The 14844-nt window shown below is 29.4% G+C and carries 16 protein-coding genes; 2 read left to right on the top strand and 14 right to left on the bottom strand.

What is annotated here, in order from left to right:
* Positions 1 to 69 precede the first annotated feature (69 nt).
* The 11 genes from scfA to IC218_RS09715 all read right to left on the bottom strand — a co-directional run bounded on the left by scfA (position 70) and on the right by IC218_RS09715 (position 8783).
* A complete protein-coding gene (scfA, locus tag IC218_RS09665) occupies positions 70 to 213 on the bottom strand; it encodes a six-cysteine ranthipeptide SCIFF (protein WP_009891067.1) in 144 nt (47 codons plus the stop codon).
* 65 nt (positions 214 to 278) lie between these two features.
* The gene (locus IC218_RS09670; RefSeq protein WP_227434434.1) at positions 279 to 641 is read right to left on the bottom strand and encodes a TIGR04086 family membrane protein; all 363 of its coding nucleotides are present in this window, start codon (positions 639 to 641) and stop codon (positions 279 to 281) included.
* 57 nt (positions 642 to 698) lie between these two features.
* Positions 699 to 992, bottom strand: coding sequence for a preprotein translocase subunit YajC (gene yajC, locus IC218_RS09675; RefSeq protein WP_227434433.1), 294 nt, complete (start codon positions 990 to 992; stop codon positions 699 to 701).
* A gap of 133 nt (positions 993 to 1125) precedes the next feature.
* A complete protein-coding gene (gene tgt / locus IC218_RS09680) occupies positions 1126 to 2247 on the bottom strand; it encodes a tRNA guanosine(34) transglycosylase Tgt (RefSeq protein WP_227434432.1) in 1122 nt (373 codons plus the stop codon).
* A 78-nt stretch (positions 2248 to 2325) separates the two neighbouring features.
* Positions 2326 to 2811, bottom strand: a complete 486-nt coding sequence (locus IC218_RS09685) for a phosphate-starvation-inducible PsiE family protein (RefSeq protein WP_227482100.1) — start codon at positions 2809 to 2811, stop codon at positions 2326 to 2328.
* Between the two features lie 11 nt (positions 2812 to 2822).
* The gene (gene queA, locus IC218_RS09690) at positions 2823 to 3848 is read right to left on the bottom strand and encodes a tRNA preQ1(34) S-adenosylmethionine ribosyltransferase-isomerase QueA (RefSeq protein ID WP_227434430.1); all 1026 of its coding nucleotides are present in this window, start codon (positions 3846 to 3848) and stop codon (positions 2823 to 2825) included.
* 316 nt (positions 3849 to 4164) lie between these two features.
* Complete coding sequence (ruvB, locus tag IC218_RS09695; RefSeq protein ID WP_227434429.1) at positions 4165 to 5184, bottom strand: Holliday junction branch migration DNA helicase RuvB; 1020 nt, start codon at positions 5182 to 5184, stop codon at positions 4165 to 4167.
* Positions 5185 to 5256: 72 nt separating this feature from the next.
* Positions 5257 to 5859, bottom strand: coding sequence for a Holliday junction branch migration protein RuvA (gene ruvA / locus IC218_RS09700; RefSeq protein ID WP_227824309.1), 603 nt, complete (start codon positions 5857 to 5859; stop codon positions 5257 to 5259).
* Positions 5852 to 6361 carry a crossover junction endodeoxyribonuclease RuvC gene (ruvC, locus tag IC218_RS09705; RefSeq protein WP_227434427.1) on the bottom strand — a complete coding sequence of 170 codons (510 nt, stop codon included), beginning with the start codon at positions 6359 to 6361 and terminating at the stop codon, positions 5852 to 5854. Before ruvC ends, ruvA begins: the two co-directional genes overlap by 8 nt.
* A gap of 129 nt (positions 6362 to 6490) precedes the next feature.
* A complete protein-coding gene (locus IC218_RS09710) occupies positions 6491 to 7741 on the bottom strand; it encodes an RNA-guided endonuclease InsQ/TnpB family protein (protein WP_227824310.1) in 1251 nt (416 codons plus the stop codon).
* 412 nt (positions 7742 to 8153) lie between these two features.
* Positions 8154 to 8783 (bottom strand): BofC C-terminal domain-containing protein, encoded by a 630-nt coding sequence (locus tag IC218_RS09715; protein ID WP_227434425.1) that lies wholly within the window; start codon positions 8781 to 8783, stop codon positions 8154 to 8156.
* A 202-nt stretch (positions 8784 to 8985) separates the two neighbouring features.
* Here IC218_RS09715 and IC218_RS09720 point away from each other — a divergent pair, with 202 nt between their 5' ends.
* A complete protein-coding gene (locus IC218_RS09720; protein WP_227434424.1) occupies positions 8986 to 9309 on the top strand; it encodes a DUF1540 domain-containing protein in 324 nt (107 codons plus the stop codon).
* A gap of 284 nt (positions 9310 to 9593) precedes the next feature.
* A complete protein-coding gene (locus tag IC218_RS09725; RefSeq protein ID WP_227482098.1) occupies positions 9594 to 10448 on the top strand; it encodes a putative ABC transporter permease in 855 nt (284 codons plus the stop codon).
* Between the two features lie 139 nt (positions 10449 to 10587).
* Here the strand turns inward: IC218_RS09725 and IC218_RS09730 are convergent, their stop codons facing one another.
* The 3 genes from IC218_RS09730 to garR form a co-directional block, all read right to left on the bottom strand.
* Complete coding sequence (locus tag IC218_RS09730) at positions 10588 to 12024, bottom strand: four-carbon acid sugar kinase family protein (protein ID WP_227824311.1); 1437 nt, start codon at positions 12022 to 12024, stop codon at positions 10588 to 10590.
* A gap of 58 nt (positions 12025 to 12082) precedes the next feature.
* Positions 12083 to 13465: a GntP family permease gene (locus tag IC218_RS09735; protein WP_227824312.1), complete on the bottom strand. Its 1383-nt coding sequence runs from the start codon at positions 13463 to 13465 to the stop codon at positions 12083 to 12085.
* Between the two features lie 147 nt (positions 13466 to 13612).
* Positions 13613 to 14503, bottom strand: coding sequence for a 2-hydroxy-3-oxopropionate reductase (garR, locus tag IC218_RS09740; protein ID WP_227824313.1), 891 nt, complete (start codon positions 14501 to 14503; stop codon positions 13613 to 13615).
* Positions 14504 to 14844 lie beyond the last annotated feature (341 nt).

A 14844-nucleotide genomic window follows, 5' to 3' on the forward strand; every position in this document is an offset into this window, starting at 1 on the left:
GGATACCTCATTAATGATAAAAGAACCATTTTGAGATACCCTCTTACAAACAACTAAATCAATAATTTTCTATCTTTCACACTCTTGATTTGCAACTGTACAAGAAGTTTTACAAGCTGATTGACAAGAAGTTTGACACTCTCCACATCCACCTTTTGCAGCACTTTGCTTTAAAGTAGCTTGAGATAAAGTTTTTACATGTTTATTTTCCATTTTCAACGCCTCCATTTCTAATTGTTTCCTATTGATTATATCACAAAACCACTTTAATATAAACTCTATTTAAAATTGACACCTAATACGCCTCCAATACCTCCTGCTGCTGATATAAGCAATAACTTATAAATCATTCCTACTTCAAATATGAAGCTCTCTTGTGCTAAAAACACAGTCAAAAAAATACACACTATGTACAAAAGTCCAACTAAAAGTCCATACATAAGTCCCTTTTCTTGCATGTGTTTTGAAGTGTAAAAACCGCCTATAGCTGCAGAAATAGTAGTTATAAATGATGCAACCATAGTTATATTATCTCCACCAATATCTGTAAATGTCAAAAATAAGTTATACACTAATAAAACAGCCAAAGTTATTATATATGCATATCCCAAACCTTTAAAAATATAATTAGATTTTCCCATAAAAAAACCTCCTCTCAAATTAATATATATTCGAGAAAAGGCTTTTAAATTACTATTTTACTGTTCTTCTATTTCTTCTTTTCTAGATTGAACTGTCCCTATAGCCCATTTTTCAAATGGAACTTTAGTTCTGTTTGGTCCTAATTCTAATATTACAACATCATCTTCAACTTTAGCTACATTAGCTACTATTCCACCTATTGTAATGACTTTGTCTCCTACACCTAGGCTACTTCTCATTTCTTTCAATTGTTTGTCTTTTTTCTTTTGAGGTCTAATCATTAGGAAATAAAAGATTGCAATTACTACTACCCATAGACCTATACTCATCATTATTTGTTGCTGTGGCATTAATTTTTCACTCCTTTGTAAATTATACTCTTTTGCAAATCGTAATAAATGTTTATACAACAATTTACTTTCTTTAGCTTTGAGTACTATTGAATATTATATATTAAAATGATTATAATTAATAGTGCAAAACCTATATTTCATATCCATATTTTGCAAAAAATTCATTTCTAAAATCAAGTAATCTATCTTCCATTATTGCTTGTCTTATTTGTTTCATTAAATTTAGTAAAAAGTGAAGATTATGAGTAGTTATCAATCTTGCACCCAGTATTTCATTTGCTTTTACAAGATGTCTTATATAGGCTCTTGAATAATTTTTACAAGCATAACAATCACATTCAGGGTCAAGTGGAGTAAAGTCTTCAGCATAAGTTGCATTTCTAACTACTACTTTACCTTGACTAGTCATTGCAGTTCCATTTCTAGCTATACGAGTAGGTAAAACACAGTCAAACATATCTACTCCTCTTATAACACCTTCCACTAAATCATCTGGACTACCAACTCCCATTAAGTATCTTGGTTTGTCCTTTGGCATAAATGGAGTTGTGTGTTCTAGTACATCGTACATAAGTGGCTTTGGTTCTCCAACACTAAGTCCACCAATCGCATATCCAGGTAAATCAATGCTTGTTATTTCTTTCGCTGATTGCTCTCTTAAATCTTTATACATTCCACCTTGTATTATACCAAATAAAGCTTGCTTGTCTGTATTATTATGGGCATCTTTACATCTTTTTAACCATCTTGTTGTTCTTTCTAATGAATTCTTTACATACTCTCTATCTGCTGGGTATGGCGCACACTCATCAAATGCCATCATTATGTCTGAACCTAACGCATTTTGTATTTCCATAGCTTTTTCTGGAGTTAAAAAATGTTTTGAACCGTCTAGGTGTGACCTAAATTCTACACCTTCTTCTTTTATCTTTCTCAAAGGCCCTAAGCTAAATACTTGAAATCCTCCACTATCTGTAAGTATTGGCTTATCCCAGTTCATAAACTCATGAAGTCCACCAGCTTTTTTTATAAGTTCATGTCCTGGTCTCATATATAGATGATAAGTGTTACTAAGTATTATTTGTGAGCCAATCTCTTTTAATTCTTCTGGTGTCATAGACTTTACTGTTGCTTGAGTCCCAACAGGCATAAATATTGGTGTTTCTATAATCCCATGTGGCGTGTGTAATCTTCCAAGCCTTGCACCACTTTGTTTACAAGTTTTTATCAGTTCGTATCTTACTGCGTACATAAATATCTCCTTAATAATTTTTATTTCTAGTTATTCCATAACATATATTTTTACTAATCTAAATATCTAATATATTTTCTAAATAGATTTATCTTTATCCTCTTTACTTTGTTGTTCTTTGATTGCTTCTTCATCATGAATACTCGTTATATTAAGAGCACTCTTGTCTTTTGTTACTAAAAACTTTTTTATAGCAAATAGTCCTGCAATGGCTATAACTCCAATTAAAACATCTATCATTCCTTCATTTTTAGGAAGCAATAACATTTTTCTAGCTATAGCATATAGTAGTGCCTCAATAAATGCTCCTGGTATGTGAAGTGATAGCATTACTACAAGCTCAACACCTATCACCAAAAGTAATATTTGTGCTAAGAAATCATTAAGCTGACTGTATTGTACTGGGTTTTGAAAATCAACTATATATGCTCCCCACATAAGTCTTAATACATCTATTGTACCTAAAAATACTGCTATTAAAACTACTACTGCTAATACACGTTCAAATATAAAAGCAATCTTTAATATAGGGTTATTCTTTTTTTGTTTTTGTAAGCTATGCATCTATTCCCTCCCTACTTTATAATCATAGCATCTCCAAAACTGAAGAATCTATATCTTTCTTTTACTGCCTCATTATATGCATTTAAAACATTTTCTTTTCCACAGATAGCACTTACTAACATGATTAAGGTAGACTCTGGTAAATGGAAATTAGTTATAAGTCTATCCAAAACCTTAAATTTATAACTTGGATATATAAATATATCTGTCCATCCACTAGTTTCTTTCATCTTGCCATTTTCATCACAAGCTGATTCTATAGTCCTACAACTAGTAGTTCCAACACATACTACATTGTTCCCATCTTTTTTTGCTCTATTTATTTTGTCAGCTGCCTCTTGACTAACCATATAATATTCTGAATGCATCTTATGATTTAAAACATCATCTACTTTTACTGGCCTAAAAGTACCTAAACCAACGTGTAAAGTTATAAATGCTATATCTACACCTTTTTCTTTTATTTCATTTAATAATTCTTCTGTAAAGTGTAGACCTGCTGTAGGTGCCGCTGCTGAGCCATTATGTTTTGAGTAAACAGTTTGGTATCTTTCTTTTTCCTCTAATCTAGCAGTTATATATGGAGGAAGTGGCATATTTCCAAGCTCATCTAAAATCTCTTCGAAAATTCCATCATAATGAAACTTTATAATTCTTGAACCTTCATCTGATAAATCTACAACTTCTCCAATTAATTTCCCATTTCCAAAGGAAAACTTAGTTCCCACTTTTGCTCTTTTACCTGGCTTTACTAAAGCTTGCCAAGTATCTTCCTCTGTTCTTTTTAATAATAAAAATTCAATTTTTCCACCAGTCTCAAGTTTTTCCCCTATTAATCTAGCAGGTATAACTCTAGTATTATTTAAAACTAAACAATCTCCCGGATTTAAATATTCTATTATATCTCTAAATACTTTATGCTCAATTTCTCCTGTTTCTTTATCTAATACCATCAATCTTGAACTAGCTCTATCTTCTATAGGAACTTGAGCTATAAGTTCCTGTGGTAAATCAAATTTAAAATCACTTGTTTTCAATGTCAAACTTCCTCTCTTAAAATTTCTCTAGCTACAATAATATCAAAAAAACAACTTATTTTCTACAATATTACCATAATCTATCAATAAATCCCTATTTTTAACATACAGCATATCCACAATATATAGATATTTTTCCACGTTATACACGTCTTATCCACAATATATAGATACAGTACACACATTTTTCCTTGTATTTATCCACAGTATCTACAGATATAATTACCATTTTGTGGATATGTTTGAATTTTTGCCCATTTTAGAAATATTTTAATTTAATGATTATTTTTTTAATTGATACCTCTTTCTTCTATTCTTATCTATCGCTAGGATAAGGTATTTTTAGATGTTCATAGGCTAATGGCATGGCTACTCTACCTCTAGGCCCTCTATTTATAAACCCTAGTTGAAGTAAATACGGCTCATACACATCTTCTATTGTATTCCTATCTTCACCAATTGAAGCTGCTAACGTATCAAGACCTACAGGACCACCCCTAAATTTTTCTATTATAGTTATAAGAAGCTTTTCATCCACAAAATCAAGACCTAAATTATCAACTCCTAAAAGTTCAAGAGCATCCTTTGCAACTTCATCAGTTATCCTTCCATCAGCCCTAACCTGTGCAAAATCTCTAACTCTTTTTAGCAATCTATTTGCTATTCTTGGAGTTCCTCTTGAGCGTTTTGCAAGCTCTAAAGCTCCTTGAGATTGTATTTCTGCATCTAAAATATTTGATGACCTAAGCACTATTTTTGAAAGTTCATCAACTGTATAATAATCTAATTTACAAATAACACCAAATCTATCTCTAAGTGGATTTGTAAGCATACCAGCTCTTGTAGTAGCTCCAATAAGTGTAAACTTAGGAAGGTCAAGCCTTATACTTCTCGCAGATGGTCCTTTTCCTATTATTATATCTAAACAAAAATCTTCCATTGCTGGATACAATACTTCTTCAACACTCCTATTGATTCTATGTATCTCATCTATAAATAAAACATCATTTTCATTCAAATTTGTAAGTATAGCTGCTAAGTCTCCAGCTCTCTCTATTGCAGGTCCTGATGTAATCCTCAAATTTACTCCCATCTCATTAGCTATTATACTTGCTAGTGTAGTTTTTCCAAGCCCTGGTGGTCCATATAAAAGTACATGGTCTAACTGCTCATTTCTTGATTTTGCTGCCTCTATAAATATACTAAGTTGCTCTTTGGATTTTTCTTGACCCAAATAATCTTCTAGTGTTTTTGGTCTTAAACTATTTTCTATATCTATATCTTCCACCTTCATAGTAGAAGTTATTATCCTATTTTCATCTTCAAAATCTTGCATTTATACCCCTCCTTCCGTAATTTTGCAAATCTACTTTATTTTAAATATTATTTTACATTCACAAATTAAATGCTACTTCATAGATTTACTCATTATATATGTAAGTGCTTTTTTTATAATGTCTTCTGTATTCATACCATCTTTTTTACATTTTTGAACTGCCTCTTTTGATTCTGCTAAGGTATACCCCAAAGCTACAAGTGCATCTATAGATTCATCTTGAGATATGAAAGTAGGTTTTTGTGATAATAATGTTGGTTCAAAGTCTATATTATTTTTATCTACTTTATCTTTAAGTTCTAAAACGATTCTCTCTGCTGTCTTTTTACCAACGCCTGGAGCTTTAGATAGTTTCCCAACATCTTCGCTTAAAATATAAGCTCCTAGTTGCGCTGGTGATGCAAATGATAGTATTGAAAGCCCCACCTTAGGTCCTATTTTTGATACAGATGTAAGCAATTCAAACATCTTTAATTCTTCCCTGCTTGCAAAACCGCAAAGACTCATATCATCTTCTCTTACTATTAGTTTAGTATATATTTTTGCAGTATTCCCTATTTGCAAATTCATTATTGTATTGGATGACACATTTATCTTATATCCTATATCATTGTTTTCAACAACTATACTGTCTATATAAATTTCTTCTACTGTACCTTTTATATAACTATACATACTTCCCACCTATATTCTTTAAAGTTTTTTCAAGTTTATTTGAATGAGCATGGCAAATAGCCACAGCTAGAGCATCTGCAACATCATCTGGCTTTGGAACTTTTTTTAAACTTAAAAATGAGGTTACCATCTGTTGAACTTGTGCTTTGTCTGCTCTACCATATCCAACTACACCTTGTTTTACTTGAAGCGGAGTGTATTCATATATTGGTTTACCATTATGTGCACAAGCAAGCATAGTAACCCCTCTAGCCTGTGCTACTGTTATAGCAGTCTTTACATTCTTGTTAAAGAATAGTTCCTCCATTCCAACTTCATCTATATTGTAATTCTTTACTATTGTATCAATTCCTTTATATACAAGTTCTAACCTCTTAGAGATATTCATATGCGCAGGTGTTGTCACTGCTCCATAATCTATTACTTTAAATTTACTATTTTTATATTCAATTATACCATATCCAACTATGGCTATACCTGGGTCAATCCCCAATATCATCATTTTAAAAAATTCCTCCTAAAAATAAAAGAAATACCAAAATGTATTTCTCATAAAAACTTATGTTCTAAATTATTATACCCTGAACCTCCCACGACTAAAATCGCAGAGTTCGATTACGTTCAAAATAACCTAAGCTACTTTGATACGTACAGGCGTGTCCAGTTCGCCCCTACTGTATAGTCCATCTAAGGACACAACATTACTTTTTCTCAAAATATTTAATGCACCATTAACATCAGCATTTAAAATCATTCCTTTTTTAGTTTGATACAATCCTCTTTTAATTCTTTTTCCAGAGAACTCATACTCCTTTGGATTATCGTCATTATAAGCTGGTATAATATCTTTATCAAAAAAGCTAGCTTTGGAAGTATAACTTTCTTCTTGTTTTAAAAAAGTAATTCCATATAGTTTACATAGATATTCTAATTTATCACGTAATTTACCAAAAGGAATATGTACAAATGTTTGATTATTAACTTTCCCGATATTACTTCTGTATTGAAAAGTTTCATTATACCCACAAACTAAAATACCAATATCATTTTTTAAACAATAATTAATAATAATACGAGCTGTTTTAGCCATATAATCATTTACTTTATTGTTTCGATTGCGAGTATTCGATTTTTGTTGATTGGTATTTCGTTTTACATAACCCTGTAAATCTTTAATACTTTGAAGTCGTGCATTTTGTTTATTATACCATTGATTTATTGATTTTAAACGCTTTCCATCAACAATAAAACTTTCACCAGTAGAAGTAATACAAGTTGCTAAATTATTAATTCCAAAATCAATGGCTAGTACTTTGTTTTTATTTAATTTTCTTTGTTCTTCTTTCACTTCGTAAGTGTATTGAATTTCAAAGAACCTAGCTTTTGCTTTTGGTATAATACGAATTTCCTTAATTTTCTTATCTTTAAGAATTGGCGGAATCGTTATTATAACTTTTTTATGTTCTTTTCCAAATTGACGTGAATATGGAATTATTAATTGATTATTATTTAATCGAACAAAACCAATGACAAGTGTAGTAAATCCATCTTTTGGAAGATAATGTGGTAATTTTATATCTTTGAAAGAATATTTACCTTTTTTCACTAATTTAAGTAGTCCAAAAAAAGACTTAAATGAACCATCTACTTCCTTCAAAATTTGTTGAGCCATATTGGAATTTAAATTTTTGTAATTAGGACTATCTTTCAGAAGAACATAATTCTTTTCATAATTTAGATATTCGCCTTCTTGGAAGTAATATTGCCTAATATTATAGATTGCTTCATTAGCTAAATTTTTAGCTATACGAGAAAGCTCTTTAATATTCTTATAATCTTCCTTTGAAAGATGTTTTACCTGCTGTTTTACAGTTAAATACATGATATATATCACTTCGCTTTCTAAGATGATTATAACATATCTTTACTGTAAAGCCAATGTTTTGGTAAAAAACAATGACAGTAGAGAAAATTTAACCTGTAGCTAAATTCTACATTAATCGTATTAGAGGTTGTCGTTCACATAAGCTTTAGGGGTTTCCAGCAATTCAAGTGGTATATTGGATAGATTGTTTACTATCTCTATGTACAAACTTCTCTATACGCTTACTATTTCCCTAATTCATCTCATGACTAAAGTCACGAGTATTCTTAGAGATTTAATAAAATCAAATAAAAAAGTTATATCAAAGCGAACTTCTCACTCCAATATAACTTTTATATTTAGTACAAATAAATTATTGTATTTTAATAGGCATTAAATATGTTTTGAATCTTAATATCAATTTGAAATATTAACTTGCAAAATCTTCTAATCTTGAATAGGCCTCTTCCTCTGTATCCATAACTACACCTTTTTTAAGTTCATCTTGAACAGTCTTAGGAAGTGAATCTACTCTTATTTTAGTTTTTTCTACTAATGTTTTATTTCCACTATCATCATATTTATACAATGCTATATTTCCATTATCATTTTCAATTGTATATTTACCTTTTATAGTAGTGTTCATTGCTTGTACATCTTTATTATCACTGTTTTTAGATTCTACTAATATGATTTCATTTTTATCCATACTCTTTATTGTTTTAGTTGGATATTCTTGCTTAAAATATGATACTATTTCTGATTTTGTCTTATCTAATAATGACTCTGGAACTACTCCAGCCATCGTAAGTACTCTCTTATAGTTAGTTTCATTCTCACCTTCGCTTTGAAGCCAAACTTCACAGTTTTTATTTAATCCAAAAGCTTCTTTTGATTCTTCATTCATATTCGCACTAGCACTTACAACTTTACCAGTTTGAACTCCATTATTTTTTAACTTTGTTCCTATATAAACTCCACTACTTAATACAAATACTCCTACTAGTACTAATGCAGATATTTTCCAAGGAAATAATTCTTTTTTCTTCTTTTCAAACATTGATTACGCCTCCTTTTTCTATTATTTTCTCCAAGCTGTAAGTTTTTATACAATTTAGGTAAATTTTAGAAGAAAATATATCTGTATTTCAAATTAATCTAAAAATAGATATCTTCTAAAAGGAAGTTTTCTCTTAAATGTTATATTCTTGCAATTATATGGACATAATTTATAATAAATAATAGTTTAGGAGGTAATAACTTTGGAAAGAATCAATTGTAATGTAACTAACTGCTCACATAATAACAGCCATATATGTTATGCAGATAAAATTTTTATAAATGGTGAACAAGCTCATAATGATAGACATACTTGCTGTAGTTCGTTTTTAGATGAATCTATTTATAGTAATCTATCTAATAATGTTAACAATAGAAATTGTGAAGAATTAGTTTGTAGTGTCAAGACTTGTAAGTATAATAAAGATGGTAGCTTATGTAATCTTGATAATATAGTAGTAGCTCCTGAAACTGATAGAGTAAATCTTTACACTGAAACATGTTGTTCTAGTTTTAAATGTAAATAAACAAAATATAAATAATATAGGGTGTCAAAGGTAATCAAAACAATATACTGTAGAGTATCTACAGATATTGATTTGATTATACTTGACACCCTTATTTATTTTAAATAAAATCTCATTATTATAGTTTTGCATATAATATTATAATTGCAATTAAATTTGATAAATTTCTATAAATTGGTATAATCAATATGTAAATTAAATTTAAAGTAATATAGTTAATTGTGAAAGAAAATACCAGATATATAGTATTATATAATGTTATATTAACTAGAAATGAGGTGCTTATGAGTACATTTTATATCCAATTTCTTTATTTTGTAATTTATAGTTTTATAGGGTGGTGTTGTGAGACTACATATTGTTCTGTTTTACAAAAACAATTTGTAAATAGAGGTTTTTTAAATGGGCCATTTTGTCCTATATATGGATTTGGAGCACTAGCAATAGTAGCTACATTAACTCCTTTTGTTCATAATATTCCCTTATTATTTGTGTTTAGTATAATTATCACCAGCATAATGGAGTATTTTACAAGTTTTGTATTAGAAAAAATATTTAATATGAAGTGGTGGGATTATTCCAATCACAAGTTCAACATTCATGGAAGAGTGTGCCTAGAAAATTCACTTATGTTTGGTGTGTTGTCATTAATTGTAATGCTGATAATACATCCTATTGTAGTTGATTTCATAGATTATATTCCTAAAAATATACTATTTATTCTTGGTATATCCATAGAAATTTATTTTGTTTTAGATTTAATAATTACAGTACACACAATTTTACAATTAAATGGTAAATTAAAACAAATCAATCTTATAATTAAGGAATTAAAAGATAAAAAGGAATACTACAAAATTATTACACAAGAAACTATTGAGAATAAACTTGAGACTTTGGTTGAAAATAGACTTGAGACTTTAGAGGATAGATTTGAAATATTAAAAGAAAGAGAAAATTATCGTTATGCTAAAAATAGAATTGAAGAACTTAAAAACAAGCTTAATACTCTACTATCTAGCCACAAATTACTTCATAGACGTATTATTAAGGCGTTCCCTAATATAAGCTCTAATAAGCATAAAGATATTTTAAATAAAATCAAAGAAGATATTAAATCAATCAAAAAAAATAAATAATCTAAATTATATGCCATATTATAATATAAATATTTATAAATACAAATAAGGTTTAGAATATTATTGATAATATTCTAAACCTTATTTAATATATTCTAAAACTTACTATTGACTTATCCTTATTTTTAAATCAAATCTTCTAGCCCATTAATACTTCAACAACTTCTCTAAGTGTACTAACTTCTCCAACATTGCCAGGGAAAATTATATATGGCATATTAGGAAATTTACTTTCTTCTCCTGTCATCCATACTGGTATACCAGGTTTTATTTGACCCATTACAGTAGCCTTTTTTACTTTTAGTGCCTTAGTTCCAACATCACTAGATGTAATTCCGCCTTTTGCTATAATAAAATTTGGTCTTACATTAAGCATACCAACTATACTAGTTACAGCATCCGAAATTTCTACAGAAACCATAAGTTGTTTATCTTTATCATTCGTATCTAAATCAAAACGCTCACGTCTAGTATACACAGCAACAGTCTTTCCATTAGTTATTTTCTCTTCTACAACTTGTATAACTCTTTTTACTTCATTTTTTAATCCATCTTCTCTCAAAACTAAATGTTGATTAAACTCTATAAATTCTATAGGATGTTTACAATTTTTAAGTTCTTCTAGTTGTTGAGTAGTTTTATTTACATGTGAACCAACAAGTATAATACCTCCATTAGTATTATCTTTTGATACTAATTCCTCTTTAGTAAGTAATTCCTTATCACTTACACCTCCAAGTATCTTTGTTATAGCAGCAGCGCTTCTAAATATAAATTCTTTGCCACTGTTTACTGCACGTATAAACGCAATTGTAAATACCTTTACATCTACATAATCTATTGCATTTACAATGATTTTGTTGAAATTCTTTGCCATTTTAAGCTTTTCTGTTATCCTATCAATATTTAAACTTCTAAGTTCCTCTAATGAAAGGTATATCATATCACTAGATTTATATTCTCCATTTGTTTTTTCTTCACACCATTCTCCTATATCAGAAGATTTATATCCAAAAGATTTATCTTTTGCAAATTCAGTCATTCCCGCTGGTACAAGCATTTCGCCTTCTTTTACATAATGTACATTGTCTATCGTAAATCTTCCACCTTCTTTGAAAAATGGCATTATTATTTCACCATCAAATATTTTCCCTGATAATTTTTCCACCTCATTTTTCAATAGATTAGTTTCAAGAGGATAATGCCCCCTCATTGTTGAATCACTTCGGCTTATAATAATAAAATCCTTATTAACTTTTTGAGAAATATCCACAATATTTTTTGAAATTTTCTTATGCACTTCTGTTGTTTGAGAAACTGTAAATCCCCTTGAGTTAGTAAGTATAAAAAACATACTATTTTCTTCATCAAAACCTTGTTCTATGCTATTCTTATCCCAATCAGTATATACAGAAACATCATGAACTGTTTGTACTCCAGTTGGGTCATCATCTAATACAATAATTTTTCTATTTAAATTTTTAAGTTCATTTACAAGTAATTTATTTAATTTATCTTCATCTACGTTCTTAAAAGTATCGAGTATATCTATGTTAATTGAATTGACTTCTCTCACTAAAAATCCCCCTTTATGCAATTTATTACAGTATGCATATGTTTAATATTTATATTTTTTATAAGCCTGGAAGTGGTATAATACCATTTATAACACTAAGTAATAAAACCATTGCAAATGCTGTAATACCAGCTATTGTACCTCCTATTGTCCATGAATTTAAAGTATCTTTAACTGACAATCCACTAAATCTTGAAAGTACCCAGAATCCAGAATCGTTTGGAAGAGAAAAACCAACACCACCAGCACATATAGCAAGCCCTACTAAAACTGGTGACATCCCAGTTGCTAAAATTGTCGGTCCTAAAATTGATGATGTAGTCACTAGTGCTACAGTAGCAGAACCCTGAGAAATTCTAAGTAATGCACTTAATAAGAATCCAAGTACTACAACTGATATACTAAGACCAGACATAGTGTCAACTAAGAAGTTTCCTATTCCACTAGCATTTATAACACTACCAAATGCTCCCCCTGAACCTGTTATTAATAGTATCAATCCTGCTGAATCGGCAGCTTCAATAACAACATCTCCCATAGGTTTACTTATGTACTTCTTTAAAAATACTATTGCTACCAATATTCCAAGTAATATTGCTATATTCTTATCTCCTATAAAAGCAAGTATTCCACTCATTTTAGAACCTTTTTCTAAAAACATACTAAATACATTTGATACAAGTATAAGAAGTATTGGGAATAATAAAGAAAACATAGAAACTCCAAAACCAGGGACTTTATTAGAGTTATCATCTTCAAGTTCAATACTCTCTTTTTCTTGTTCTAAATTTTTTTCTCTATTATTTTCGTCAATTGCATAAGCTGGATATTTTTCAAAACGTTTTCCATAAATCCATCCTCCTGCAAGAGCTGCTGGAAATGCAACAATTATAGAATAAAGTATAAAACTACCTACATTTGCATTTACATTTGCTGCAACAGCTAAAGGCCCTGGTGTTGGTATTACAAGTGCATGACCTACTATTGTACCAACGCCTAATGCACATACAAAAACCATAAGAGACTTCTTAGTTACTCTCGAAACATATTTAACTATAGGCATCATTATAACAAATGCAGCATCCATAAACACTGGAATTGAAATTAAAAATCCTGCTGTAGTTATAGCTAACGCACTATTTTTTTCTCCAGTTCTAGCCAACAATCCCTTTGCAATAGATTCTGTTGCTCTTGATTCTGAAAGTATATTTCCAAATATTATTCCAAGTCCAATTACAATACCAATACTACCTAATGTATTTCCAAATCCAGTTGATATTGTAGTTGAAATTTCATTTATAGGCATTTTAACCATAAATCCTGTAATTATTGATGTTATAAGTAATGCCAAAAATGGGTTTACTTTAAACTTGATAATTGACACAAGCAAAATTCCTATAGATATAATAAATGCTATCAAAAGTCCATATCCTGTAATCATAATCTTTTCCCCTTTATAATTTACTTTATTATCTCTTGACCTTATTTTTTCTTTTATTATGATATTGTAACTCTATCATCTCTGTATAATATAATCTAAATCTAATTTTTATAATACATATCTACTATATCATCAATATCTTTGCCATTAGTTATTGTGTTTTTTTATTTCAACACCTGCTAATTTTTCAAAATATTGAGCTATTCCACCATGGTCATCTTCTAAGTGTCCATGTACTTTTAATGTTTGCATAATTTCTAATAGCTGACTTGTCATAGGTAGTGGCACATCCAAATTATGTGCTGTCTGCATTACATTTTTTATATCTTTTAGATTGATAGATATTTTCCCACCTGGTTTAAAATCACGATTCATAATCATTGGTATTTTTGCATCCAATATTGTACTGCCAGCTAAACCTCCCCTTATCGCTTTGTACACTTTATCTGGGTCTGCTCCTGCTTTGGCTGCAAGTACAAATGCTTCAGATACTGCTGCTATTGTAAGATTAACTATTACTTGATTTGTAAGTTTTGTAACACTTCCACTACCATTATCTCCAATTAAGATAGCTGAGCTTCCCATTATATTAAAGAATGGCTCTACTTTTTTATATACTTCTTCTTTACCACCAGCCATAAAAGCAAGTGTTCCATCAATTGCTTTTGGTTCACCCCCACTTACTGGCGAATCTATAAATTCTAAGTTCATTTGCTTTAATTTTTCTGCACATAACATAGATTCTGTAGGTGTAACTGAACTCATATCTACAATTATACTTCCCTCTTTTAAAGTATTTGTTAAACCATTAGCTCCAAATAATATATCTTGAACAATAGCTCCATTTGGAAGTATTGTAAATACAATCTCACACTCTTCACCTATTTCTGAAAGACTTGCATATTTTGCACCATACGATACAAGCTCATCTACAGCACATTTATTAATGTCATATACTAAAAGATTACATCCATCTTTTAGTAAGTTTTTGGCCATTGGTTTTCCCATTATTCCTAATCCGATAAATCCTAATTTCATTATATACCCCTCCATATTTTCACATTTTTGAAAACGTTTTTTATGATTTAAAGTATACTACACACCAGTATACCGGTCAATATAAAATATAAAAGTATTTATTTTAACAATAAAACACGATTTTTAGATTTATATAATAGATTTTATCTATAATCATTATATTTAACGCATACTATTTATATTAAATAAACCACACTATTTTTATATTATATTTAATCATACTTTATATTAATTATTTTTCTTTATATCAACTATTTTTATCAATAATTAAGTATCATTCAACTAAACCTTTATTTATATCGCCATATCATCCAATATATAATTTAAATTTCAAAGGATTG

This window comes from Clostridioides sp. ES-S-0005-03, assembly GCF_020658455.1.
GTDB lineage: Bacteria > Bacillota > Clostridia > Peptostreptococcales > Peptostreptococcaceae > Clostridioides.

Coding starts and splice junctions, on each gene's coding strand:
- scfA (WP_009891067.1), bottom strand. CDS start 213: ATGGAAAATAAACATGTAAAAACTTTATCTCAAGCTACTTTAAAGCAA.
- IC218_RS09670 (WP_227434434.1), bottom strand. CDS start 641: ATGGGAAAATCTAATTATATTTTTAAAGGTTTGGGATATGCATATATA.
- yajC (WP_227434433.1), bottom strand. CDS start 992: ATGCCACAGCAACAAATAATGATGAGTATAGGTCTATGGGTAGTAGTA.
- tgt (WP_227434432.1), bottom strand. CDS start 2,247: ATGTACGCAGTAAGATACGAACTGATAAAAACTTGTAAACAAAGTGGT.
- IC218_RS09685 (WP_227482100.1), bottom strand. CDS start 2,811: ATGCATAGCTTACAAAAACAAAAAAAGAATAACCCTATATTAAAGATT.
- ruvB (WP_227434429.1), bottom strand. CDS start 5,184: ATGCAAGATTTTGAAGATGAAAATAGGATAATAACTTCTACTATGAAG.
- ruvA (WP_227824309.1), bottom strand. CDS start 5,859: ATGTATAGTTATATAAAAGGTACAGTAGAAGAAATTTATATAGACAGT.
- ruvC (WP_227434427.1), bottom strand. CDS start 6,361: ATGATGATATTGGGGATTGACCCAGGTATAGCCATAGTTGGATATGGT.
- IC218_RS09710 (WP_227824310.1), bottom strand. CDS start 7,741: ATGTATTTAACTGTAAAACAGCAGGTAAAACATCTTTCAAAGGAAGAT.
- IC218_RS09715 (WP_227434425.1), bottom strand. CDS start 8,783: ATGTTTGAAAAGAAGAAAAAAGAATTATTTCCTTGGAAAATATCTGCA.
- IC218_RS09725 (WP_227482098.1), top strand. CDS start 9,594: ATGAGTACATTTTATATCCAATTTCTTTATTTTGTAATTTATAGTTTT.
- IC218_RS09735 (WP_227824312.1), bottom strand. CDS start 13,465: ATGATTACAGGATATGGACTTTTGATAGCATTTATTATATCTATAGGA.
- garR (WP_227824313.1), bottom strand. CDS start 14,503: ATGAAATTAGGATTTATCGGATTAGGAATAATGGGAAAACCAATGGCC.